Genomic DNA, 22,098 nt, shown 5'->3' on the forward strand with positions numbered 1-22,098 from the left:
GGAATTCCGCTCCCCTGGATGAAGCGGAATTCAGACAGCTTCACGCAAGGCCCACCACCTACTCTCCCGGACAATAAAGCTATAACGAGGATTGGATATGAGCCTCTACGGAACCATGAGAACCGGTGTGTCCGGCATGAACGCGCAGGCAAACCGGCTGAGCACGGTGGGCGACAACATCGCCAATGCCTCGACCGCTGGCTACAAGAAGGCGTCCACCCAGTTCTCATCGCTGATCCTCCCTTCCAGTGAGGGTGCCTATAACTCTGGCGGCGTCACCACGAACGTCCGCTATTCCATCTCCTCCCAGGGCACGTTCACCTACACCACGTCGTCGACGGACCTCGCCATCAACGGACGTGGCTTCTTCATCGTCCAGGGCTCCGACGGCATCGAGTATCTCACTCGCGCCGGCAATTTCACCGGCATGTCCGACGGAACGCTGCAGAACGCCGCCGGCTTCACGCTGATGGGCTATCAGTACTCCTCGACCGACGATCCGACGATTGTCGTCAACGGCTTCGACGGCCTGACCGAGATCAACCTGTCGTCGGGTTCGCTGAACGCCACGGCTTCGCAGACTGGTATCCTGGACGTGAACCTGCCCTCCAAGGAGGCTGTCGGCTACCAGAAGACCACCTCGCTGGTCGCTTACGATTCACAGGGCAACACGCGCCTTCTCGACTTCCTCTACACCAAGGCTGCAGACAATACCTGGACCGTCGACGTAAGCTACGAGGGCACGTCCATTCTCAGCCAGCCCTTTACGCCGACCGCGACCGTGGCCGCTACCGGCAACCTCGACTCGGCCGCCGCAGACGGTACGACCTTCCAAACGACCGAGATCGCCTATGATAGTACGGGCGCTGCGCACACGCTGCGTTACGAATATGTCAAGACTGCCACGGGTTGGGATCTGGAGGTCTTCCAGGGCGCCACCGGAACGACCTCCCTCGGTACGTCGAGCTTGACCTTCGACGGCGCCGGCGCACTTCTGACCGGCTCGCCCCTCACGACGACCGCCGGAACCCTCGGAGCCATCGCGATCAACCTTACCGGTGTCACGAGCGTTGCGGGCACCACCACGGTCTCCGCGCCTTCGGACGGCGTCGGCAACGTGCCGACCATCGAGTTCGACGTCAACGGACAGATCGTAGGTCCCGCCTCGGTGACGACTCAAGGAATGGTCCTGGGCGGCGCTGTCTTCAACGGCCTGACGATCGACATCAGTGGGTCAACCCAGTTGTCCTCCGACTTCAAGGTCGGCAACGGCAAGATTGATGGTAACGCGGCAAGCGATGTGGTCGGGCACGAGATCAGCGAGGACGGCATCGTCTACCTGAAATATTCCAACGGCAAGCTGGAGCCGAAGTACCGCATCGCCATGGCGGACGTGCAGAGTCCCGACCAGTTGAAGCCACTTGCAGGCAATGTCTACTCCCAGAGCAACGACTCCGGTGTCATCGTGATGGGCTACGCCGCGAACGGCAGCTACGGCACGATCCTTTCCGGCGCGCTGGAAGACTCCAATGTCGATATCGCCGAAGAGCTGACCTCGATGATCGAGTCCCAGCGCAACTACACCGCCAATTCCAAGGTCTTCCAGACCGGTTCCGAACTGATGGAAGTTCTCGTCAATCTGAAAAGATGACGGGAGCTAGTTCCTAGAGGCAGCTACCCATGTCCCTTTCGTCCGCACTTTCAACGGCGCAATCCATCTTCAACAACACCGGCATTCAGACCGGCGTCGCATCGAAGAACATTGCGAACGCGCAGAACGCCAACTACGTCCGGCGATCCGCGGTGCTGACGACAGGGGGCAATGGTTCTCTCGTCGTTGCCATCGAGCGCTCCCAGAACCAGGCGCTCTACCGGCAGACCATCGAAAGCTCCTCCCTCTACAGCGGTCAGCAGATCCTGCTTTCCGGCCTGGAAGAGGTGAAGTCTCTGATGGGCGGCAACGACTATGAGACGTCGCCCTCCGCGATAATCGCTAATCTGCGCAACAATCTTCAGACCTGGGCAAGCAAGCCGAGCGAAACGACTGTTGGTGCAACGGTCATCTCGACGGCCGTTGATCTCGCCAATTCGCTCAACACTGCGTCCGATCAGTTGCAGGCCATTCGCAAGCGCGCCGACGACGACATCAAGCAGGGCGTCGAGGAGCTCAACAAGCTGCTGGCGCAGTTCGAGATCGCCAACAATCGGGTAAAGCAGGAGACGGCGGTCGGCGCCAATCCGAACGACGCCCTTGACGAGCGCGAAACACTCCTGAAGCAGATCGCGGAGATCGTCGGCATCACAACGCTGTCGCGCGAGAACAATGACCTGGTTCTCTACACGACAGAGGGCACGGTTCTGTTTGAAACTGTTCCGCGGCCCGTCACCTTCGCACCGACCGTCGCCTACGGCGCCACCACGACTGGCAACGGCGTCTATATCGATGGCGTGGCGGTCAAGGCGGGTGTCGGTCCTGAGACAAGCGCCAAGGGCTCTCTCCAGGCGCTGCTGCAACTGCGTGACGATGTCGTTCCCGTCTACCAGGGCCAGATGGACGAGATCGCCCGTGGACTGATCGTTGCATTTGCCGAAACGGACCCGGATCCGGCCACCGCGCCTGCGCTGCCGACCTTACCGGGCCTCTTCACCTGGGATATCGGCACGATGCCGGCCGACAACACCGTCGAGCCGGGGTTGGCGGCCCGCATCAAGGTCAACCCGCTGGTCATCCCCCCGTCCGGGAATCCGATGCTGATCCGCGACGGCGGCATCAACGGCGTGAACTATATCGTCAACACCACGGCTTCGACCGGCTTTTCGGATCTGCTCAACAAGTACGATGATGCCTTCGAAGTGAGGATCGACTTTGCTGCAAGCACCCAGGTCGGCGGCAAGCTCGATCTGCAATCCTTCGCTGCAGATTCCATCGGCTGGCTCGAGATGCTGCGCAGCACGGCAACGTCGGCCACGGAGAACAAGCTGGCAATGCTCAGCCGTGCAACCGATGCCTATTCCAGCGAAACCGGCGTGAGCCTCGATGAGGAGCTGTCACTGCTGCTCGACATCGAGCAGTCCTACAAGGCAGCGGCAAAACTGATGTCGACGGTCGATACGATGATGCAGGCATTGCTCGAGGCGGCGAGCTGATCATGAAGACTTCGTTCATTTCATCGCTCAGTATCCAGACGACGATGCGGTACGCGGTCGCCAAGGCGCAGCAGGACATGGTCGCCGCGCAGCAGGAAGTGACGACCGGCCGGCACGCCGACGTCGGTGTTGCACTTGGGGCTACCACGTCACGAAGCCTCGATCTCACCCGCGACGTGCTGCGCATCAAGTCGATGCTCACCACCAACTCTCTCGCCACCCAGCGGCTGGAATCCTCGGAAGAGGCGCTGTCGAAGATGTCTGGCCTTGGCCAAAAGATTCTCGATTCCCTCATCGGCATCGGCGGCAGCAGCGATTCTACAAACCTTAGCGTCGCACGCACGTCCATTCAGTCGGCGTTGGACACATTTGCCAGCTTCGCCAATACGTCGGTGAACGGTGAATACCTGTTTGCTGGCATCAACTCCGACATCAAGCCGTTCGAGAACGTCGCGGCGCAGGGTTCTGCGGTACAGGTCGCTTTCGACGCCGAATTGGCGAAGTTTCTGACGGACAATGCGATCGCGTCGCGAAGCGACATGAGCGAGCAGGACATGTCGGACTTCCTGGATCTTATGGAATCGAAGTTCGACGGCAGCTCACCGCTGACGGACCCGCCCCACGACATCGCGACTGTTGGTACCGACTTCTGGGCGGCTTACGTCTCTAACGCGTCCGACGAGAACATGAAGAGCCGCATCACGCAGAGCGAGATCGTCGAGACCTCGACCAACTCTAACACAGAAGGCATGCGGAAGTTCGTCTTGACCTCCCTGATTTCGATGGAGTTTCTCACGAACGACATTTCGGATGAGGCCCGCAGCGTCGTGACCACCCGCGCCCAGGCCTATATCGGCCAAGCGATGTCGAGCCTCACCGGTGAGCGGGCCCGCCTCGGTCTTTCCGCGGAACGGGTGAAGAAGGCCGACGAGACGCTCGAGGCACAGCAGAAGATCATCGAAGTACATCTCAATGACCTGGAATCCGTCGATGCCTACGAGGCGTCAACCCGGGTCAAGGGTCTCGAGGCGCTGGTGGAGACAGCCTATACGCTGACCGCACGTCTGCAGCAGTTAAGTCTGGTCAACTTCCTCAGATGATTGAGGAAACAGGTGAAAATGAAGGATACATGAATGTACCAGTTTTCATATGCCGAGATCATGGAAGATGGCGTCGCCGACGCCAAGGACCGTGAACGGCAGGCGCTGGAACGATCGATAGAACTTCTGGTCGCCGCGCGCGACGCAGGGGGCTATTCCCGCCACACCATCGAGGCGGTCTACTACACACGGCGGGTCTGGATACGTCTGATCGAGGACCTCAAGCAGCCGGAAAACGAGCTAGGCTCGGAGCTGCGCGCCAATCTGATTTCGATCGCCATCTGGATTTTGAAGGAATGCGAGCGGATCAGGAAGCGCCAGTCGACGAACTACCAGGGCATCATCGACGTGACCACCATCATTAAGGATGGACTTAAATGAAAAGTACGCTGCGCATCTCGCTGAAATCGGGCGAACGCATCTTCATCAACGGCGCGGTGCTGCGGGTTGATCGCAAGGTTGCTTTGGAATTCCTGAACGATGTGACGTTCCTGCTCGAAAACCACGTCCTCCAGCCGGAGGAAGCAACGACGCCGCTGCGGCAACTCTATTTCATTGCCCAGATGATGCTGATCAACCCCGAGGGCAAGGACCAGTCGATGGCCCTGTTCCGGAAGTCGGTGAGCATGCTCCTGAACTGCTTCCAGAATGAAGAGGTGCTGGCGGAACTGAAGCGGATCGACGGGATGGTAGCCTCGGGCCGCGCCTTCGACGCTCTGAAGGCGATCCGCGGCCTCTATCCGATCGAAGACCGCATCCTCAACAGCCAGGAAATGACGCCGGCGACGGTTGAGCAGATCCGCAGGGAGATCGCCCCATGGCGGTAGATCCGGTAACCACGGCGGCTTCCAACCCGTGGGCGAATGCCGCCGCCACGACGAAGGATGCCGACAAGGCGGGGCTGAACTATGACAGCTTCCTGAAGCTGCTCATCGCCCAGATGAAGAACCAGGATCCGACCGATCCGATGGATGCGAGCGAGCAGATGTCCCAGCTCGCCTCATTCTCCCAGGTCGAGCAGACGATCCAGACGAACGCCCACCTGCGCAGCATGCTGCAGGCGGAGGCGCTGACACGTGCGGGCGATCTCGTCGGCAAGTATGTCCAGAGCGCCGACGACCAGGTCATGGGTAAGGTCAAGGAAGTCGAAGTCTACTCGGATGGCGTGATCGTCCTCACCGAGAACAACGACAAGGTCCTGCTGCAGGCCGGCGTGGTGATCTCCGACAATCCGATCGTCAAGACGACGCCCGGCGATACCGCTGGCGGCTCGACGGACGGTTCAGGCGACGATACAACAGGCTGATGACTGAAGGCCCGAATGATTCGGGTCGGAGCTGGCGACATGAACGAAGCCGATGCCCTGGATATCATGCAGGCGGCGATCTGGACGATCCTAGCAGCGTCCGGTCCTGCCGTGCTGACGGCAATGATCGTCGGCGTCGGTATTGCCATCCTGCAGGCCCTCACGCAGGTGCAGGAAATGACGCTCACCTTCGTGCCGAAGATCGTTGCCATCATGATCATGATCGGCGTCTCGGCGCCATTCATCGGCGCTCAGATCAACCTGTTCGCCAACCTCGTCTTCTCGCGGGTGCAGTCGGGCTTCTGACCCGGCCGTGGGGATGACACCCTCGCGCAAGCTTCGCCGTCTAGGAAGACGGTGAACTGGCAGTACTTCTGCCGCCATCTCATGAAGAGACGGATGCATCATGGCGCAACCACCTGCACTTTCCATTCCCAAGGTAGCACCGAACGGACGTGATGTCGGCTTTGCGCTGGGAATCATCGCGATCCTCGGCATCCTGTTCCTGCCCATACCGACCTTCATGATCGACATGGGCCTGGCGTTCTCGATCGCCTTCTCCGTGCTTATCCTGATGGTGGCGCTCTGGATCCAGCGGCCGCTGGACTTCTCGTCCTTTCCGACCATCCTGCTGATCGCGACGATGATCCGGCTGTCGCTCAACATCGCGACGACGCGCGTCATCCTTTCGAACGGACACCAGGGCCATGACGCCGCGGGCGGCGTGATCTCCGGGTTTGCCGGCTTGGTCATGTCCGGCGACTTCGTGATCGGGATCATCGTCTTCATGATCCTGATCACCGTCAACTTCATCGTCATCACCAAGGGTGCCACGCGTATTGCCGAAGTCGGCGCCCGCTTTACCCTCGATGCGATACCGGGCAAGCAGATGTCGATCGATGCGGATCTCTCCGCAGGCGTGATCGACGAGAAGGAGGCGCAACGCCGGCGCGGCGAGCTCGAGCAGGAGAGCTCCTTCTTCGGCGCCATGGACGGTGCATCCAAGTTCGTCCGTGGTGATGCGATCGCCGGCCTCATCATTACCGCGATCAACATCTTCGGCGGGATCATCATCGGCTATTTCCGCCACGGCATGGAAATTGGCGAAGCAGCCGATGTCTTCGTCAAGCTGTCGGTGGGCGACGGCATTGTCTCGCAGATTCCGGCGCTGGTTGTTTCGCTGGCCGCGGGCCTCCTCGTGTCGCGCGGCGGCACAGCCGGGTCAACCGACAAGGCAGTCGTGGACCAGCTGAGCGGCTACCCCCGCGCTCTCTCGATGGCGGCGGGGCTGATGGGCATGCTGGCGCTCGTCCCGGGTCTTCCACTGGTGCCTTTCCTGGCGCTTGGCGGCGTGATGGGCTTCGGCGCCTGGTACATTCCCCGCCGGGTGGAGACCGAGAACAAACAGCGCCGCGAGGACGAGGAAAAGAAGGTCGTCCAGAACAAGGAGGCGGAGAAGGACTCCGTCAAGAGCGCGCTCCGCACGGCCGAGATCGAGCTGGCACTCGGCAAGCAGGTCTCCACGCGCCTGCTCGGTGCGCATCAGGAGCTCGCGTTCCGCGTCGGCAAGATGCGCAAGAAGTTCGCGACCCAGTACGGCTTCGTGGTTCCGGAGATCAAGGTGTCCGACGACATCATGATCCCGGAGAAATCTTACCAGATCCGCATCCACGGTACGACGATCGCGTCCAATACACTGCGTGTTGGCGACGTGCTGGTCGTGACCGGTTCCGGCCGCAAGCCGAGCATCCCGGGTGACGAGATTCGCGAGCCCGCATTCGGCATGCCGGCCGTATCGATCCTTGAGACCTTTGCGGAAGACCTGAAGCGCGAGGGCTTCCATCCGATCGACAACGTCTCGGTTGTGCTGACCCACATGTCCGAGGTCATTCGCAACAACCTGCCGCAACTCCTGTCCTACAAGGACGTGAAGGTACTGATCGATCGCCTCGATCCCGAATACAAGAAGCTCGCCGACGAGATCTGCTCCTCGCATATGTCCTACTCCGGCCTGCAGGCGGTGCTGAAGCTGCTGCTCGCCGAGCGCGTCTCTATCCGCAACCTGCACCTGATTCTGGAAGCCGTCGCGGAACTGGCGCCTCACGTCCGCAAGACTGAGCAGATCGTCGAGCATGTCCGTGTTCGTATGTCGCAGCAGTTGTGCGGCGACCTAGCGGACAATGGTGTGCTTCGCGTTCTCCGCCTCGGAACCAAGTGGGACATGATCTTCCACCAGGCCCTGAAGCGGGATGCGAAGGGCGAGGTCGTCGAGTTCGATATCGATCCGCGCAGCCTGGAGGAGTTCAGCGAGCAGGCGACTAAAGTTATCCGTGAATTCATGGACCGGGGACTGCCTTTCGTTCTTGTCACCTCGCCTGAAACACGGTCCTATGTCCGCATGATCATCGAGCGGCTGTTTGCGACGCTTCCCGTTCTCTCCCACGTCGAACTTGCCAAGGGACTCGAGATCAAGATTTTGGGCTCCATCTCCTGATGGCCGAGCCCGGCAGGGGATCGCCCGGATGATTACCGACCCGCAGGGGACCATACTGGCACTGTTTCTCGCCTTCTGTCGCATGGGCGGGTGCATCATGGTTCTGCCGGGATTTGGAAGCGCGCGCGTACCTGCCAATATTCGACTTTTCCTGGCGGTGGCCGTGTCCGTGGCGGTTCTCCCGCTTCTATGGGACGTCATCTATCCGCGAGCTACTTCGCCCGATGCTACCTATATCGGGCTGATTGTTAGCGAAACGCTCATCGGCGTCGTCTACGGCCTGATTGCCCGCCTCTACACGCTGGGCATGCAGTATGCGGGCGCGATCCTCACCATGTCGATCGGCTTTACGGCGCCCGGCGGTACGGACGTCCTCGAGGATACCTCAGAAAACCAGCTGACGAACCTCCTGACCTTCAGCGCGCTTCTGCTGCTCTTCATGCTCGACTTCCACCACATCGTCATCCGGGCGCTGGTGGACTCATACGCGGCGACGCCTGTTGGAAATCTGGTCGATCCTCAGAAGATGCTGATCACTCTGACGGACACGCTGCGCGCCTCGACGGATCTGATGTTGCGGCTTGCTAGCCCCTTCCTGATCTACGGCCTGATGTTCAACGTCGGCATTGGGTTGATCAACAAGCTTGCGCCACAGATCCCGGTCTTCTTCATTTCCACCCCATTCCTGCTCGCGGGCGGTCTGTTCCTGCTCTACCTGTCGATCGCTGCCCTGATTCGCCAGTTCGCGGACGGTTTCCCGATGGTCTTTCTTTCTTTCTGAGGTGTCATGGCTGACGAGCAGAACAGGTCGAAGAAGTTGAAACGCCTCGTGAGCGTTCAGCGCCATATGGAAAAGATGGCGGAGCACGAGCTCGCCGCAACGACCCAGCACCGTGCCGAGGTGGCCCAGTCGATGGAGGTCGTGATCCAGGCGATCGGCTCGATCGATCCGATTCACCGTTCCTTTTCGCAGAACTACGCCGAGCGCTTCGGCCGCCTGACGATCAAGGACGGCCAGTTGGAGAGCATCCAGCAGATACAGGAAATGAAGGTGCTCCGGGAGCGCACGAAGGGCGATCGGCTCGAGGAGCACATGAAGAAGGCACGCGAGCAGGAGGAGCGCCAGGCGTCCGACCAGGCGATCTACGATCTCCTGGAAATCACCTTCGCCGCGCCAGCCTCCAGCAAGGTTCAGTCGTCATAGTCTTGGCCACAGTCGAAAGGGGCGGCCCGAGCCGCCGCTAGAAAGCAATCGAACCGTTGCTGCCATGGCCGACATGCCTGGCGGCCGTGGCGAAAGGAACTGACGTGGCGATCTCCCCTCCGAGCGATCTCGTCCTGGACGTGGTCCGGGCTGCAGACCCGGCTGAAGTCCAGGCGGCCCAGGCGAAGTTGAAGGCGAACAAGGCTGCATTTGCGGCAACCAGTCTGGCCGAGGTCGGGGCAGGTTTCGGCGCGGCGCTCGACGTCATCTCCACGCCGGCGACGAAGGCCGGGCTCGCCAATCCCGCGCCCGCGGCAGAGACGGCGCGGATGCCGGAGGAATACCGTAAGTTCGAAGCAAGCATCCTGCAGAACTTCGTCAGTTCGATGCTGCCGAGCGACAGCGAGCAGGTCTACGGCAAGGGTTCGGCCGGCGAGTTCTGGAAGAGCATGATGGCCGAGCAGATCGCAGACGGCATGTCGCGGAACGGCGGGATCGGCATTGCCGAGCAGATGTACTCGCAGGCGTTGGCGCGGCAGGAGGCTGCGGTCGTCAATGCCACGACAGATGAAAGCGATCGCGATCGCGCCATGAGGATGAAGACCGATATTGAACGTCAGGTCCTCGATCTTGCTCCTACGCAAGAGGGTGAGGCCTGATATGGAAAGTGCTGGGGCAGGACAAATGGAAGTTGTTTCAAACGATCACCGGATCAAGACAGTGCTCGGCCGCCTGGAGATGATCGTCGATAATGAGAATCAGCGGCTGGGGACGGATGCGGAGTTCGACCTCAAGGTCTCGAATGCGCACAAGAGCCGGTGCCTGTATGAACTGACCATGTTGTTCCGGAGCACCGATCCGAAGGAACTGGCAGTCGCACACATCGACCAGATGCATCACTTGAAGGAAAAGCTCGCGATCAATGCGCGCCGTGTCGAGGCGCATCTGCACGCCGTGCGGGCGGTCGCTGACCTCCTCAAGAACGCGGCCCGCGAAGCCGACGGTGACGGCACATATACCCAGGAACAATTCCTCTACAGCGAGATGTGATGATCAAGCTGCTTCTGACCGGACTGTGGGTCTGCATCGTGACGCTGGCCGCGGTCTATTTCTCAGTCCAGATGTCTGCACCGCCGCCACCCGTCGACGAGGAGGCTGCCCGCAAGGAGGCATTGGAACTCGTCCGGGGCGAATCGCTCACGGTTCCGGTCATCTCTGACGGTATGATCACAGGCTATTTCCTTGGCCGCTTCTCGTTCATGATGGACAAGGAACAGATCAAGGGCCAGAAGCTTCCTATGACGGAACTGACGACCGACCAGTTGTTCACGCTTCTGGTGGGCGACAAGATGATCGATCTCGGCAACCCGGGCGCGTTTGATCTCGAGACATTCCGTACCCGCATCAAGGACCAGCTGAACGCCAAGCTGGGTGAAGGCATGGTCGATGAAGTGCTTGTCGAACAATTGGACTTCATCTCCAAGGAAGACATTCGAACCAATGTTGCCCGGGAAGGCAAGCGACCGGTCGCGCCGACCAAGATTGTCGAAGGCGTGGTTGTCGAGGAGCCGAAGCCTGCCACCCACTAGCCCGTAAAGCACCGATCGTTCAACATTGAGCGATCTGCTTACCCGGCCATTCATCGGGCTCTGCTAGAACCGTCGACCAAAGATGGTTCGGTGGTCGTTGATGCGAGAAGCAACCTCTCCAGCTCAGGATTATGTCCCGGTTTGTGTTCAGCTGTCATCTCTGACTGACGGCGGGGCCGCGGATTGGCCGCAAGCCTGGAACGCGACGCTGGCGGCGCTGGAGGCGATGATCTTCGCACAGGCGACGGGTGCATCAGTCTCACTCGATGAAGATGTACTCAGGTCCGACCGCGGTCCGCTCGCGGCCGTCTCCCGTCTACGGTCGCTTTTCCTTGCACCGCGTCTGCGCAGGTTATGGTCGTGGAGGAGCGGGCGCTGGAACTGCTCCGCCTCCGAACTCGTCCCTGCGCTGCTGACCTTCGTCGAGCGTCCGTTGCGGGTCGTCGTGATCGGCCGAACGGCCGATGAGTTGGCTTCGGCCGGGCGTCATCTAAAGGCCCATGCCCCCTGGCACAGTTACACAACGGCGGACCTCGGTGAACTCCGCGATCTTCCGCATTCCGATCTGGCACTGATTGCCATTCCCAATATCAGCGCCGAAGATCGGCTTCGGCTCTCGGTATTTTCGGCGAGCCTCAAGCTCTTTTGTGGCACGACGCCCGAAGGTCTCGTAGCCCGGACGGAGCCACTTCGAGCTATGCCTCCGGAGGCGCAGAACGAACCTCGCCGGAAGGCCGCGTGAGACGGTGTCGCGCCGCCGGTTAACGGTTTGTTTCCCACGTCTGTTTAGCATCCCTTCATGATGTCCTGAGGCGGCAGAGCGAACTGCCGAGCTGACCGATGCTAGCCGACCGTCCGAACCATGAGCTGATTGAAGTCGACGCATTGGCATCGGCGGCGCCATCGCGCCTCCTCCGCGGTATCGTGACTGTCCTCCTCGCCGCGACGGTAGGTGCTGTGATCTCGCTTCCCCTGGCAACGTGGTCGCCTCGCCAGGTCAGTGCCGATGCGACCCTGCAAATAGAGGGCGGAGCGCTCACGGCTTCGATGGCGGCATCCCTGTCGAATGCAATATCCTCGGGAGGCAACGAGCCCGTCCATCCCGAAGCGGACCGGCAGAATGAAGCGGATGCCGAGAATAGCTCCCTGTCTGGCATGATCCTCGACGCACTGTTGGGCGCTCCACCGGTTACCTCCGTTGACGAAGCGGCCGCTGAGGTGGCAGCCGGTTCAGTGCAGCTTATCCCCGCGGAAGAAGGCAGGATGCTGCTGGTTCGCGCGACTGCTTCCGACGCGGCCACCGCAACGCGCGCAGCCAACAGCGTCGCCGCTGAGCTTGTCGACAATCCGGCTGTTTGGCTTCCTGTCGCGCCCGATCAGAGATTGCCGGAACTCAAGGCGGCGGCCGAAGAGGCGAAGAAGGATATTGAAGCCTTCAAGACAGGTCTCGACAGCAAAGAGCTTGCTGCGGCCGAGCGCGCGGGCGGAGAGGCGGAGTTCTCCCGACAGGAAACCAGTGCGCTTGAAGCCCGGCTCATGCAACTCGACGAGCAGGTGCAGGAAGCGGCGTCGATGACGTCTGCTGACGTGCTGAAGCAGCCGCTTCCGGACCGGCTCGAATACACTGCGCTCGAGTATCATCGGGAGCGGTATGTCGAAGCGAAGCTTGCCTTCGACCAGCTCTCGCAACAGCTGGGGCCGCGCCATCCCAGCCTTCTGGGTGCGAAGGGCGCGCTCAATGCCGCGAAGGCCGACATCGACCGGGAACTGGTGAAACTCGTCAAGGGTCTTGAGGCACAGAAAGCAGACGCGTCGCAGAAGCTCGATGAGCTGAAGCGTCGGGAGCCGGCCGTCTCATCTGAAAGCCGGGCGCTGCGCCAGAAGCTGGATGCACTGGAAGCAGCGGCGCGGAAAGCGGAGGAAGTCTACCGGGAGGCCAGTCATGAGGCTCGGGATGGCAATGCGGCGGTCCCGCTGTCCCTGACGCTGATCGCTCCGGCAGAGCCGGAGCGGGCCGTCACTACGGGCTGGACGCTATCGGGAGCGATGGCCACCGGAGCGGTGGCGGGCATGTCGATATCGCTGATGTTCCTTCAGTGGCGGCGCAGTTCGCGGACGGTGTCTCGCACTGTCTCTGAGGCTGTCCGCGATGGGTTGCGGTGCGACCCGGATGTGCAGGAGATAAATGATGCGCTTTCGGACCATGGTGAGGGCGTAGAGGACGGCCTTGCCTTGTCGCCTTCAATGGATGATGCACCCCTGGCGGAGCGAATTCGACAGATCCTCTATCACAACGCCGTTCCCGCGGATCGCGCTCCGTCCTTTCCGCCTCTCGTGGCATCAGCGATCGCGGGTGAGGTGCATCACTCGGTTCGCCATGAGCTATCCTCTGGAGATCTTCCCCGGCCAGCCAATGACGAGGACCCGCTGGAGCGGGAGCTCTGGGAGCTGCATCACCAGCTTGTCGAGCTTAGAGGACGAGTCGAGCGTCGGTCCGCCGCTTTCCGCTGAAGGCATTCTTTCTTGCATTTCTCGCGCTTGCGACGCATTAGGCATGACAGCCTGATCTGCAGCCAGGGTGCTGCACAGACTTCAGTCTCGGTCTCATTCGACTACGGGGAACGCGTGTGGCGACGATCATCGACGGCAAGGTAGCGGCGGAATCGGTCATTGAGACCGTGAAGAGGGCGGCGGCAGCTCTGGAGAGCGACGTCGGGGTGAAGCCTGGCCTTGCCGTTGTCATCGTCGGCAATGATCCGGCCAGCCACGCCTATGTCAATTCCAAGAGCAAGATGGCGAAGCAGTGCGGCTTCAACTCCGTGCAGCACAGTCTGCCTGAGGAGACAACGCAGGAGGAGCTGGAGGCGCTGGTCTCCGAACTGAATGCCGATCCCGCCATTCACGGCATCCTTGTCCAGTTGCCGCTGCCGAAACACCTGAAGTCGGAGCCGGTGATCCAGTCGATCGCGCCGGAAAAGGATGTCGACGGGCTGAACGTCGTCAACGCCGGCAAGCTTGCGACAGGCGACCTAGCAAGCGGGCTGATCTCCTGCACGCCGGCCGGCGCGCTGATCCTCATCAACAAGATCCACGGCACCGACCTTTCGGGCCTCAATGCGGTCGTCATCGGTCGTTCGAACCTGTTCGGCAAGCCGATGGCCATGCTGCTTCTGTCGTCGAATGCGACGGTGACCATCGCGCATTCCCGCAGCAGGGATATTCCCGGCATCTGCCGCCAAGCGGACATCCTCGTCGCCGCCGTCGGGCGCCCCCACATGGTAAGAGCCGACTGGGTGAAGCCCGGTGCGACGGTCGTCGACGTCGGCATCAATCGCGTCCCCGCGCCTGAAAAGGGCGAGGGCAAGACGAAGATCACGGGCGATGTCGCTTATGAGGAATGCGCAGCGGTTGCCGGTGCGATAACGCCGGTCCCCGGCGGCGTCGGTCCCATGACGATCGCCATGTTGATGGTCAATACCGTGGTTGCCGCCTGCAGGACATTCGGGCGCCCGATCCCGAAGTTCTGACGGCACGAGCGCTATGCCCCTCAGCGGGGGGCGGCGCCCGTCGAGTTGCGGACGATCAGTTCCGCCTTCCAAAGTTCCTGCTCGGGTCCTGTCTCCAGTCCCTTGATCCGGTCGATCAGCCGCTGGCCGATGCGCACGCCTGCGGCCCTGAGCGATGACCGTGTCGTGGTCAGCGGTACGGAGAAATCTTCCGGCTTCAGCAGCGGCAGGACGTCGTCATGGGCGATCAGGGAGATATCCCGGCCGAGCCTCAGGCCCGCCTGGTTGACGGCCCGGATCGCGCCGAGCGCAAGTACGGTACTGGCGCAAAGAACGGCCGTGGGGGGCGCGGGCTGTTCCAGAAGCTCCTTCATGCCGCGGAAGCCGAACTCGTCGGTCATGGCCGTATGGCGCATCTGCTCAGCCTCCAGGGCAAGTCCTTTCGCTGCGAGCGCCGCCTCTACCCCGGCTTTGCGGCGGATGGTGAAATCAACCCCGCCCGGTCCATTGAGCAGGCCGATCCGCCGATGGCCGAGTTCCAGGAGGAGATTGGTGGCGTCGCGAAAGGCAGCCTCGTTGTCCACGTCGAGGTAAGGGTAGTCGCCCTCGATCCCGATCGAGCGCCCGTGGACCAGATAAGGGATCCGGAGCGACTGCATCAGCGTAATTCGCGGGTCATTCGCCTGCATGTAAGCGAGGTAGATGCCGTCGACGCTGCCGCTCGCGACAAGCCAGCGCAGCGCATCCTCCTCCTCGCCGGGCTTCTTCGGCATCAGCACAAAGTGAAAATCCCGCCGAGCAGCTTCCTCGCCAAGGCCGCTCAGGAACTCCGCGAAATGGATATCGGCATAATAATCGGGCGCGGCCGGCATGACGAGGCCGATCGATCCTGCCCGCCCGGTGGCCAGACGCTGCGCCGCTGCATTGGGACGATATCCTGTTTCTTCTGCGGCCTTGAGAACGCGCTCTCGCGTTGCCCTGTTGACCTCCGGATAGCCGTTCAGCGCGCGACTGACGGTTGTCTGTGACAGGCCCAGCAGCTCCGCCAACTGCTTCAGGTTCACAGCTACTCCTCCCTACCGCACTCTCAAAGCGCTTGGAATTAGTAGCAGCGGTTTCTTGAAATCTCAAACAAAAGCTGCCGATCATACTCGTCTGGATGTTGGCTGTGCTGCGGTGCAACACTAATATACCGCCCGAGGACTTGACAGCGACAGGTCGGAGAACACATGACTACCGATCAAAGCGCTTTGGGCAGATGCCGATCTGTGACGCTGCGCGACCAACAGGAGGGAGGTCTTCGATGATAAACAAGTCACTGTGGATGGGCGTTGCGCTGACCGTGCTTATGGCAGGCGGGGCTGCCGCGCAGGAGCTCAAGTTCGCTCCGGGCGAAGAATCTCGTTTTAACTGGCAGAGCTTCGAGGACTTCAAGTCAGCGCACGGCGATCTCAAGGGGCAGAGCCTCACCTTGTTCGGTCCATGGCGCGGCGACGACGAGATCCTCTTCAACAGCGTGCTTGCCTATTTCCGCGAAGCGACCGGCGTCGATGCCCGGTATTCCTCTTCGGAGAATTACGAGCAGCAGATCGTGATCGACACGCAGGCGGGTTCGCCGCCGAATATCGCCATCCTGCCGCAGCCCGGGCTGCTGGCCGATCTCGCATCCAAGGGCTTCCTCGTTCCCCTTGGCGACGAGACGGCAAAGTGGGTGAAGGAAAACTACGGCGCTGGCGAGAGCTGGATTGGTTACGGCACCTACAAGGGCAAGGACGGGGCGGAAGCCTTCTACGCCTTCCCCTACAAGGCGGACGTGAAGTCGCTCGTCTGGTACGTGCCGGAGAACTTCGAGGAAGCCGGTTACGAAGTGCCGGAGACCATGGAAGATCTATTGGCGTTGAGCGACCAGATCGTCGAGGACGGTGGTGTGCCGTGGTGCATCGGTCTGGGTTCGGGCGGCGCTACCGGCTGGCCGGCAACCGACTGGGTCGAGGACCTGATGCTGCGCACCCAGCCGGCGGAGACCTACGACAAGTGGGTGAGCAACGAGATCAAGTTCAACGATCCTGCCGTGGTCGGCGCGATCGAGGAATTCGGCAAGATCGCCCGCAACGACAAGTATGTGAGCGGCGGCGTGGCAGCGGTCGCTTCGACCGACTTCCGCGACAGTCCGAAGGGCCTCTTCGACATCCCGCCGAAGTGCTACCTGCATCACCAGGCTTCCTTCATCCCGTCCTTCTTCCCCGATGGCGTGGAACTCGGTGTTGACGCTGACTTCTTCTACATGCCGACATACGAAGCCAAGGCCGATCTCGGCACTCCTGTTCTCGGCGCCGGCACCCTGGTCACGATCACCAAGGATTCGCCGGCGGCCCAGGCCTTCATCGAATTCCTCAAGACGCCGATCGCGCATGAGGTCTGGATGGCCCAGGCCGCCTTCCTGACGCCCTACAAGGGCGTAAACGTCGAGGCCTATGCCAACGACCCGCTGAAGAAGCAGGGCGAGATCCTCACCTCTGCCACCACGTTCCGCTTCGACGCATCGGACCTGATGCCCGGCAAGATCGGCGCAGGCGCCTTCTGGACGGGCATGATCGACTATGTCGGCGGCAAGGATGCAGAAGCTGTCGCAACGGATATACAGAACGCCTGGGACGGCTTGAACTAAGTTCAGCGGGACCGTGCCTCCGGTCGTCGGACGCACGGTCCCCTGAAGCAGCAATAGATTCAGCGGCCGCAAGAGCCGCAAGGCGGGGAGGGGGAGTGATGGCATCACAGATCGTATCTGCCGTCGGCGTCATGGTCGTCGGCGTTTTTGTCTGCGCCCTCTATTACTGGCTATCGGACAAGATCCTCCAGGTCATCTTCCCCACGCCACAGGACGATGTCCAGCGCGCATCGCGCAACCTCAACCGGCGGGCTGTCGTCCGCCCCTGGCTCTTCCTCGGGCCTGCCCTGATCCTTCTCGGCATCTACCTCGTCTATCCGGTCGTCGCGACCCTTATCCTGTCCTTCTACGATCGATCGGGGACGGTCTTCGTGGGGCTCGCCAACTACCGCTGGGCGCTCTCCGATGCCGGCTTCCGGCAGTCGATCTTCAACAACTTCCTCTGGCTCTTGGTCGTGCCGGCCGCCTGTACCTTCCTGGGCCTGGTGATCGCGGTTCTGACGGATCGCATCTGGTGGGGCAACATCGCCAAGAGCCTTGTCTTCATGCCGATGGCGATCTCCTTTGTCGGCGCATCGGTTATCTGGAAGTTCATCTACGAGTACCGGGGCGCCGGGCAGACGCAGATCGGCCTTCTCAACGCCATCGTCCAGTTCTTCGGCGGCGACCCGCAGGTGTGGATTGCCCTGCCGTTCTGGAACAACTTCTTCCTCATGGTCATCCTCATCTGGATACAGACCGGTTTCGCCATGGTGATCCTGTCGGCGGCGCTGCGCGGCATTCCCGAGGAGACGATCGAGGCGGCAGTGATCGACGGCGCCAATGGCTGGCAGATCTTCTGGAAGATCATGGTTCCCCAGATATGGGCCACAATCGCTGTCGTCTGGACGACGATCACGATCCTCGTGCTCAAGGTCTTCGACATCGTGCTGACGATGACCAACGGCCAGTGGGACACGATGGTGCTCGCAAACCTGATGTTCGACTGGATGTTCCGTGGCGGAGGTGATTCCGGCCGGAGTGCGGTCATCGCCCTGGTGATCATGGCCGCGGTGACGCCAATCATGATCTGGAATATCCGGCAGGCGAACCGCGAGACGGGAGGACACTGACATGACCGCTCTCGCAACACGTATCCGGCGGGTTGGCCTTCCGCGTCTCTTCGTCCATCTCTCGGTTCTGCTGATCGTCATCATCTGGCTGGTGCCCACGCTCGGCATCCTGGTCACCTCGATCCGCGACCGGGACCAGATCACCACGTCCGGCTGGTGGACGGCGTTCTCGAGCTCCGCCCAGACGGCCGCGGTGCGCCTCGCGGAGCCTTCCGCCCAGCGGCAGGAAGGCGCAAGCTACGTCATCACCGGCAATGTCTTCGAGGAAGGGGCGCCCGGCACGGTACGGGCCTTCGGTGTCCGCGTACAGGAGCCGGCGGCGTTCGAAGCCGGCGAGACCGCCGATCTGGGAGACGGCGAAACGCTGACGGTCAACGGCGACGGCAGCTACGTCCATTCAAGCACGGCGCGCTTCGAGGGAAGCCGCGGCCAGCGCGTCTATCTGACGGTCGCGACCCCGCCGGAATTCACGATGGAAAACTACCAGACCGTGGTGAATGCCGAAGGTCTTGGTCAGTCCTTCATCAATTCGCTGACAGTGACCATTCCGGCAACCGTCATTCCGATCCTGATTGCGGCCTTTGCAGCCTATGCGCTGTCGTGGATGGAGTTTCCCGGGCGCACGATCATCATCGCGACCGTCATCGGCCTCATCGTCGTGCCGCTCCAGATGTCGCTGATCCCGCTTCTGCGGTTGTATAACGAGATCAGCATACTCTTTGGGGTCCCTTCGAAGACCTATGCCGGGATATGGCTCGCCCACACGGCCTTCGGCATGCCGCTCGCCATCTACCTCCTGCGCAACTACATCGCGGGCCTGCCCAAGGAGATCATCGAATCCGCCCGCGTCGACGGTGCAAGCGACTTCGAGATCTTCATGAAGATCGTTCTCCCGCTTTCCTTCCCGGCGCTCGCCTCCTTTGCAATTTTCCAGTTCCTCTGGGTCTGGAATGACCTGCTGGTGGCCATCGTCTTCCTCGGCGCCAGCCGGGACCAACTGGTCCTCACCGGCGCACTGAATGCGCTGCTCGGCTCGCGGGGAGGCAACTGGGAGATTCTGACCGCTTCCGCCTTCATCACCATCATCGTGCCCCTCCTCGTGTTCTTCGCGCTCCAGAGGTATCTGGTCCGCGGCCTGCTGGCGGGTTCGGTGAAGGGCGGCTGAAGCATATTCCTTCACAAAAACAGGACACTGAATGACCATACTCGCAGGAACGCCCGCGGCACCGGACAAGGACTGGTGGCGCGGCGCCGTCATTTATCAGATCTACCCGCGCTCCTTTCAGGACTCCAACGGTGACGGCATCGGGGACCTGAAAGGCATCACCGCGCGTCTGCCGCATGTTTCGGCTCTCGGCGCCGACGCGATCTGGATATCGCCGTTCTTCCCGTCGCCGATGAAGGACTTCGGCTACGACGTGTCGAACTATACCGAGGTTGACCCGATGTTCGGGACGCTCTCGGATTTCGACGCGCTCATCGCCGAGGCCCATCGCCTCGGCCTCAAGGTGATGATCGATCTGGTGATGTCGCACAGTTCCGACCAGCATGCCTGGTTCATCGAGAGCCGGTCGAGCCGGGTCAACCCGAAGGCGGACTGGTATGTCTGGGCCGATGCCAAGCCGGACGGTACGCCGCCGAACAACTGGATGTCGATCTTCGGCGGGTCCGCGTGGCATTGGGACCCGACCCGCATGCAGTACTACATGCACAACTTCCTGACGTCCCAGCCGGACCTCAACCTGCACAATCCGGAGGTCCAGGATGCTCTCCTTGACATGACGCGCTTTTGGCTGGAGCGCGGTGTGGATGGCTTCCGGCTCGACACGATCAACTTCTACTTCCATGACAAGGAACTTCGCGACAATCCGGCTCTAGAAGTGTCGCGGCGCAACGCCTCCACGGCGCCTGCGGTCAATCCTTATAATTTCCAGGAGCACATCTACGACAAGAACCGTCCGGAGAACCTGGATTTCCTGAGGCGGTTCCGCGCGGTGCTCGACGAATTCCCGGCAATTGCCGCCGTCGGCGAGGTGGGTGACAGCCAGCGTGGCTTGGAGATTGTCGGCGAGTACACCTCCGGCGGCGACAAGATGCATATGTGCTACGCCTTTGAATTCCTGGCGCCGGACGCGCTGACGCCATCGCGGGTCAAGGAGGTCCAGACAGCATTTTCGGCCGCAGCGCCCGAGGGCTGGGCCTGCTGGGCCTTCTCCAATCATGACGTCGTCCGTCACGCCAGCCGCTGGGGCGCCGAGGTCCAGGATCGCGATGCCTATGTCAGGATGCTCGCGGCAGTGCTGATGACGCAGCGCGGATCGGTCTGCATCTATCAGGGCGAGGAATTGGGCTTGACCGAAGCGGACATCGCGTTTGCCGACCTGCAGGACCCATACGGGATCCAGTTCTGGCCAGAGTTCAAGGGGCGGGACGGATGCCGCACACCGATGGTCTGGGATGCTCAGGCGCTCCATGCCGGCTTCTCAACCTCCGACCGCACATGGCTTCCCATTCCGGTCGAACATCAGCTTCGCGCCGTCAGCGCCCAGTACGGCGATCCGGACTCGGTGCTGGAGCAGTACCGGCGCTTCCTTGCCTTCCGCAAGCAGCATCCCGCGCTGGCCAAGGGAGACATGGAACTGCTTTCGTCCGAGATGCCGCTCCTGCAATATGAGCGGCGCTACGGCAACGAGATCGTCCTGTGCGTCTTCAACATGTCGCCGGGTTCGGCGACGGCAGAGCCACCTCCCGGCGACTGGGAGGTGCTGGAGGGTCACGGCTTCGAAAGCACGGTGGAAGGCAACCGCATAAACCTGCCCGCATGGGGGGCGTTTTTCGCCCGGCGGGCCTAAAGGAGGGGAAAATGGCTGGCGTCGTTCTGAAGGACATCCGCAAGGCCTACGGCCAGGTCAAGGTGATCCACGGCATCGATCTGGAGATCAGGCAGGGGGAGTTCGTCGTTTTCGTCGGGCCCTCGGGGTGCGGCAAGTCTACGCTGCTCAGGATGATCGCGGGCCTCGAGACCATTACCGACGGCGAGATGTACATTGACGGCCAACTGGTCAATGAGGTGCCGCCTTCCAAGCGCGGCATCGCAATGGTCTTCCAGTCCTACGCGCTCTACCCGCACATGACCGTCTACGACAACATGGCCTTCGGCATGCGCATCGCCAAGGAGAACAAGGCGGAGATCGACCGGCGGGTTCGAGCGGCAGCCGACATCCTCCAGTTGACCCCTTACCTGGATCGTCTGCCCAAGGCACTCTCGGGCGGCCAGCGGCAACGCGTCGCCATCGGCCGTGCGATCTGCCGGGACCCCAAGGTATTCCTGTTCGACGAACCCCTTTCGAACCTGGACGCGGCCCTTCGTGTCGCGACGCGCATCGAGATTGCCAAGCTCAATGAGTCCATGCCGGACACCACGATGATCTACGTCACACACGATCAGGTCGAGGCGATGACGCTGGCCGACCGCATCGTCGTCCTTTCAGCCGGCCGGATCGAGCAGGTTGGGGCGCCGCTCGATCTTTATGAACGGCCGCACAACCTCTTCGTCGCACGCTTCATCGGCTCACCGGCGATGAACATCCTGCCGGTCACCATCACCGAAACGGGCGAGACCACGACCGTCAGCTTCGGCGGCGGGAAGGCTGTTCGGGTTCCCATCCGGACGGATGCCTCCGAACGAGGCAAGTCTGCAAGCTTCGGTGTACGGCCGGAGGACCTTTCCGTTGCCGAGGATGGAGACTTCCTCTTCGAGGGGCGAATTTCGCTGGTCGAAGCCCTGGGGGAGGTGACGCTTCTTTATATCGAGGGCCTTTCGGATCACGAGCCGCTGATCGCCAAGTTTCCGGGCATCTGGAGCGGCAGGAAGGGCGACACCGTGCGCCTGACGGCTTCGCCCCACAAGCTTCATCTCTTCGATGCCGATGGCCATACCTATCGCACCTGAGCCATCATTTAGGCGCTCCC

The 22,098-nt window shown here is 61.4% G+C and carries 22 protein-coding genes; 21 read left to right on the forward strand and 1 reads right to left on the reverse strand.

Annotated elements, in window-relative coordinates:
* The first annotated feature begins 97 nt into the window (after positions 1-97).
* The 16 genes from FN060_RS12445 to folD all read left to right on the forward strand — a co-directional run bounded on the left by FN060_RS12445 (position 98) and on the right by folD (position 14,367).
* The gene (locus FN060_RS12445) at positions 98-1,651 is read left to right on the forward strand and encodes a flagellar hook protein FlgE (protein WP_142588280.1); all 1,554 of its coding nucleotides are present in this window, start codon (positions 98-100) and stop codon (positions 1,649-1,651) included.
* A 29-nt stretch (positions 1,652-1,680) separates the two neighbouring features.
* A complete protein-coding gene (gene flgK, locus FN060_RS12450) occupies positions 1,681-3,147 on the forward strand; it encodes a flagellar hook-associated protein FlgK (protein ID WP_142588281.1) in 1,467 nt (488 codons plus the stop codon).
* A gap of 2 nt (positions 3,148-3,149) precedes the next feature.
* Positions 3,150-4,247, forward strand: coding sequence for a flagellar hook-associated family protein (locus tag FN060_RS12455; protein WP_142588282.1), 1,098 nt, complete (start codon positions 3,150-3,152; stop codon positions 4,245-4,247).
* A gap of 33 nt (positions 4,248-4,280) precedes the next feature.
* A complete protein-coding gene (flaF, locus tag FN060_RS12460) occupies positions 4,281-4,628 on the forward strand; it encodes a flagellar biosynthesis regulator FlaF (RefSeq protein WP_142588283.1) in 348 nt (115 codons plus the stop codon).
* Positions 4,625-5,074, forward strand: a complete 450-nt coding sequence (gene flbT, locus FN060_RS12465; RefSeq protein ID WP_142588284.1) for a flagellar biosynthesis repressor FlbT — start codon at positions 4,625-4,627, stop codon at positions 5,072-5,074. The genes flaF and flbT overlap by 4 nt, the downstream gene beginning before the upstream one ends.
* Positions 5,065-5,553 (forward strand): flagellar hook assembly protein FlgD, encoded by a 489-nt coding sequence (gene flgD, locus FN060_RS12470; RefSeq protein WP_142588285.1) that lies wholly within the window; start codon positions 5,065-5,067, stop codon positions 5,551-5,553. The genes flbT and flgD overlap by 10 nt, the downstream gene beginning before the upstream one ends.
* 39 nt (positions 5,554-5,592) lie before the next feature.
* Positions 5,593-5,859: a flagellar biosynthesis protein FliQ gene (gene fliQ, locus FN060_RS12475; RefSeq protein WP_142588286.1), complete on the forward strand. Its 267-nt coding sequence runs from the start codon at positions 5,593-5,595 to the stop codon at positions 5,857-5,859.
* 100 nt (positions 5,860-5,959) lie between these two features.
* On the forward strand, positions 5,960-8,047 hold the full coding sequence (flhA, locus tag FN060_RS12480; protein ID WP_142588287.1) for a flagellar biosynthesis protein FlhA: 2,088 nt from the start codon (positions 5,960-5,962) through the stop codon (positions 8,045-8,047).
* Positions 8,048-8,075: 28 nt separating this feature from the next.
* Positions 8,076-8,828, forward strand: coding sequence for a flagellar biosynthetic protein FliR (gene fliR / locus FN060_RS12485; RefSeq protein WP_077549087.1), 753 nt, complete (start codon positions 8,076-8,078; stop codon positions 8,826-8,828).
* 6 nt (positions 8,829-8,834) lie between these two features.
* Positions 8,835-9,251, forward strand: a complete 417-nt coding sequence (locus tag FN060_RS12490; RefSeq protein WP_142588288.1) for a hypothetical protein — start codon at positions 8,835-8,837, stop codon at positions 9,249-9,251.
* A gap of 104 nt (positions 9,252-9,355) precedes the next feature.
* Positions 9,356-9,910 (forward strand): rod-binding protein, encoded by a 555-nt coding sequence (locus tag FN060_RS12495; protein WP_142588289.1) that lies wholly within the window; start codon positions 9,356-9,358, stop codon positions 9,908-9,910.
* A gap of 25 nt (positions 9,911-9,935) precedes the next feature.
* Positions 9,936-10,301, forward strand: coding sequence for a hypothetical protein (locus FN060_RS12500; RefSeq protein ID WP_052636985.1), 366 nt, complete (start codon positions 9,936-9,938; stop codon positions 10,299-10,301).
* On the forward strand, positions 10,301-10,840 hold the full coding sequence (locus FN060_RS12505) for a hypothetical protein (protein WP_142588290.1): 540 nt from the start codon (positions 10,301-10,303) through the stop codon (positions 10,838-10,840). The genes FN060_RS12500 and FN060_RS12505 overlap by 1 nt, the downstream gene beginning before the upstream one ends.
* A 100-nt stretch (positions 10,841-10,940) precedes the next feature.
* Complete coding sequence (locus FN060_RS12510) at positions 10,941-11,582, forward strand: hypothetical protein (RefSeq protein ID WP_142588291.1); 642 nt, start codon at positions 10,941-10,943, stop codon at positions 11,580-11,582.
* A gap of 98 nt (positions 11,583-11,680) precedes the next feature.
* Entirely contained in the window at positions 11,681-13,351 is a 1,671-nt protein-coding gene (locus FN060_RS12515; RefSeq protein ID WP_142588292.1) for a GumC domain-containing protein, read from the forward strand.
* 116 nt (positions 13,352-13,467) lie between these two features.
* Positions 13,468-14,367: a bifunctional methylenetetrahydrofolate dehydrogenase/methenyltetrahydrofolate cyclohydrolase FolD gene (gene folD / locus FN060_RS12520; protein WP_142588293.1), complete on the forward strand. Its 900-nt coding sequence runs from the start codon at positions 13,468-13,470 to the stop codon at positions 14,365-14,367.
* Between the two features lie 20 nt (positions 14,368-14,387).
* Here folD and FN060_RS12525 read toward each other — a convergent pair whose 3' ends face one another.
* Positions 14,388-15,410, reverse strand: a complete 1,023-nt coding sequence (locus FN060_RS12525; protein ID WP_142588294.1) for a LacI family DNA-binding transcriptional regulator — start codon at positions 15,408-15,410, stop codon at positions 14,388-14,390.
* 242 nt (positions 15,411-15,652) lie between these two features.
* On the opposite strand from FN060_RS12525, the gene FN060_RS12530 reads away from it, so the two are divergent.
* The 5 genes from FN060_RS12530 to FN060_RS12550 all read left to right on the forward strand — a co-directional run bounded on the left by FN060_RS12530 (position 15,653) and on the right by FN060_RS12550 (position 22,078).
* Positions 15,653-17,014 carry an ABC transporter substrate-binding protein gene (locus tag FN060_RS12530; protein ID WP_183949889.1) on the forward strand — a complete coding sequence of 454 codons (1,362 nt, stop codon included), beginning with the start codon at positions 15,653-15,655 and terminating at the stop codon, positions 17,012-17,014.
* A gap of 98 nt (positions 17,015-17,112) precedes the next feature.
* Positions 17,113-18,126, forward strand: coding sequence for a carbohydrate ABC transporter permease (locus tag FN060_RS12535; protein WP_142588295.1), 1,014 nt, complete (start codon positions 17,113-17,115; stop codon positions 18,124-18,126).
* Position 18,127: 1 nt separating this feature from the next.
* The gene (locus FN060_RS12540) at positions 18,128-19,291 is read left to right on the forward strand and encodes a carbohydrate ABC transporter permease (protein ID WP_142588296.1); all 1,164 of its coding nucleotides are present in this window, start codon (positions 18,128-18,130) and stop codon (positions 19,289-19,291) included.
* A 31-nt stretch (positions 19,292-19,322) separates the two neighbouring features.
* Positions 19,323-20,978 carry a beta-galactosidase BglA gene (gene bglA, locus FN060_RS12545; protein WP_077549097.1) on the forward strand — a complete coding sequence of 552 codons (1,656 nt, stop codon included), beginning with the start codon at positions 19,323-19,325 and terminating at the stop codon, positions 20,976-20,978.
* Between the two features lie 11 nt (positions 20,979-20,989).
* Positions 20,990-22,078: an ABC transporter ATP-binding protein gene (locus FN060_RS12550; protein ID WP_142588297.1), complete on the forward strand. Its 1,089-nt coding sequence runs from the start codon at positions 20,990-20,992 to the stop codon at positions 22,076-22,078.
* The last annotated feature ends 20 nt before the right edge of the window (positions 22,079-22,098 follow it).

The sequence above is a fragment of the Pseudorhizobium halotolerans genome, assembly GCF_902153235.2.
GTDB lineage: Bacteria > Pseudomonadota > Alphaproteobacteria > Rhizobiales > Rhizobiaceae > Neorhizobium > Neorhizobium flavum.

Coding starts and splice junctions, on each gene's coding strand:
- FN060_RS12510 (WP_142588291.1), top strand. CDS start 10,941: ATGCGAGAAGCAACCTCTCCAGCTCAGGATTATGTCCCGGTTTGTGTT.
- FN060_RS12535 (WP_142588295.1), top strand. CDS start 17,113: ATGGCATCACAGATCGTATCTGCCGTCGGCGTCATGGTCGTCGGCGTT.
- flhA (WP_142588287.1), top strand. CDS start 5,960: ATGGCGCAACCACCTGCACTTTCCATTCCCAAGGTAGCACCGAACGGA.
- bglA (WP_077549097.1), top strand. CDS start 19,323: ATGACCATACTCGCAGGAACGCCCGCGGCACCGGACAAGGACTGGTGG.
- flgD (WP_142588285.1), top strand. CDS start 5,065: ATGGCGGTAGATCCGGTAACCACGGCGGCTTCCAACCCGTGGGCGAAT.
- FN060_RS12500 (WP_052636985.1), top strand. CDS start 9,936: ATGGAAGTTGTTTCAAACGATCACCGGATCAAGACAGTGCTCGGCCGC.
- FN060_RS12445 (WP_142588280.1), top strand. CDS start 98: ATGAGCCTCTACGGAACCATGAGAACCGGTGTGTCCGGCATGAACGCG.
- FN060_RS12540 (WP_142588296.1), top strand. CDS start 18,128: ATGACCGCTCTCGCAACACGTATCCGGCGGGTTGGCCTTCCGCGTCTC.
- fliR (WP_077549087.1), top strand. CDS start 8,076: ATGATTACCGACCCGCAGGGGACCATACTGGCACTGTTTCTCGCCTTC.
- flgK (WP_142588281.1), top strand. CDS start 1,681: ATGTCCCTTTCGTCCGCACTTTCAACGGCGCAATCCATCTTCAACAAC.
- fliQ (WP_142588286.1), top strand. CDS start 5,593: ATGAACGAAGCCGATGCCCTGGATATCATGCAGGCGGCGATCTGGACG.
- FN060_RS12550 (WP_142588297.1), top strand. CDS start 20,990: ATGGCTGGCGTCGTTCTGAAGGACATCCGCAAGGCCTACGGCCAGGTC.
- FN060_RS12505 (WP_142588290.1), top strand. CDS start 10,301: ATGATCAAGCTGCTTCTGACCGGACTGTGGGTCTGCATCGTGACGCTG.
- flbT (WP_142588284.1), top strand. CDS start 4,625: ATGAAAAGTACGCTGCGCATCTCGCTGAAATCGGGCGAACGCATCTTC.
- flaF (WP_142588283.1), top strand. CDS start 4,281: ATGTACCAGTTTTCATATGCCGAGATCATGGAAGATGGCGTCGCCGAC.
- FN060_RS12455 (WP_142588282.1), top strand. CDS start 3,150: ATGAAGACTTCGTTCATTTCATCGCTCAGTATCCAGACGACGATGCGG.
- FN060_RS12515 (WP_142588292.1), top strand. CDS start 11,681: ATGCTAGCCGACCGTCCGAACCATGAGCTGATTGAAGTCGACGCATTG.
- FN060_RS12490 (WP_142588288.1), top strand. CDS start 8,835: ATGGCTGACGAGCAGAACAGGTCGAAGAAGTTGAAACGCCTCGTGAGC.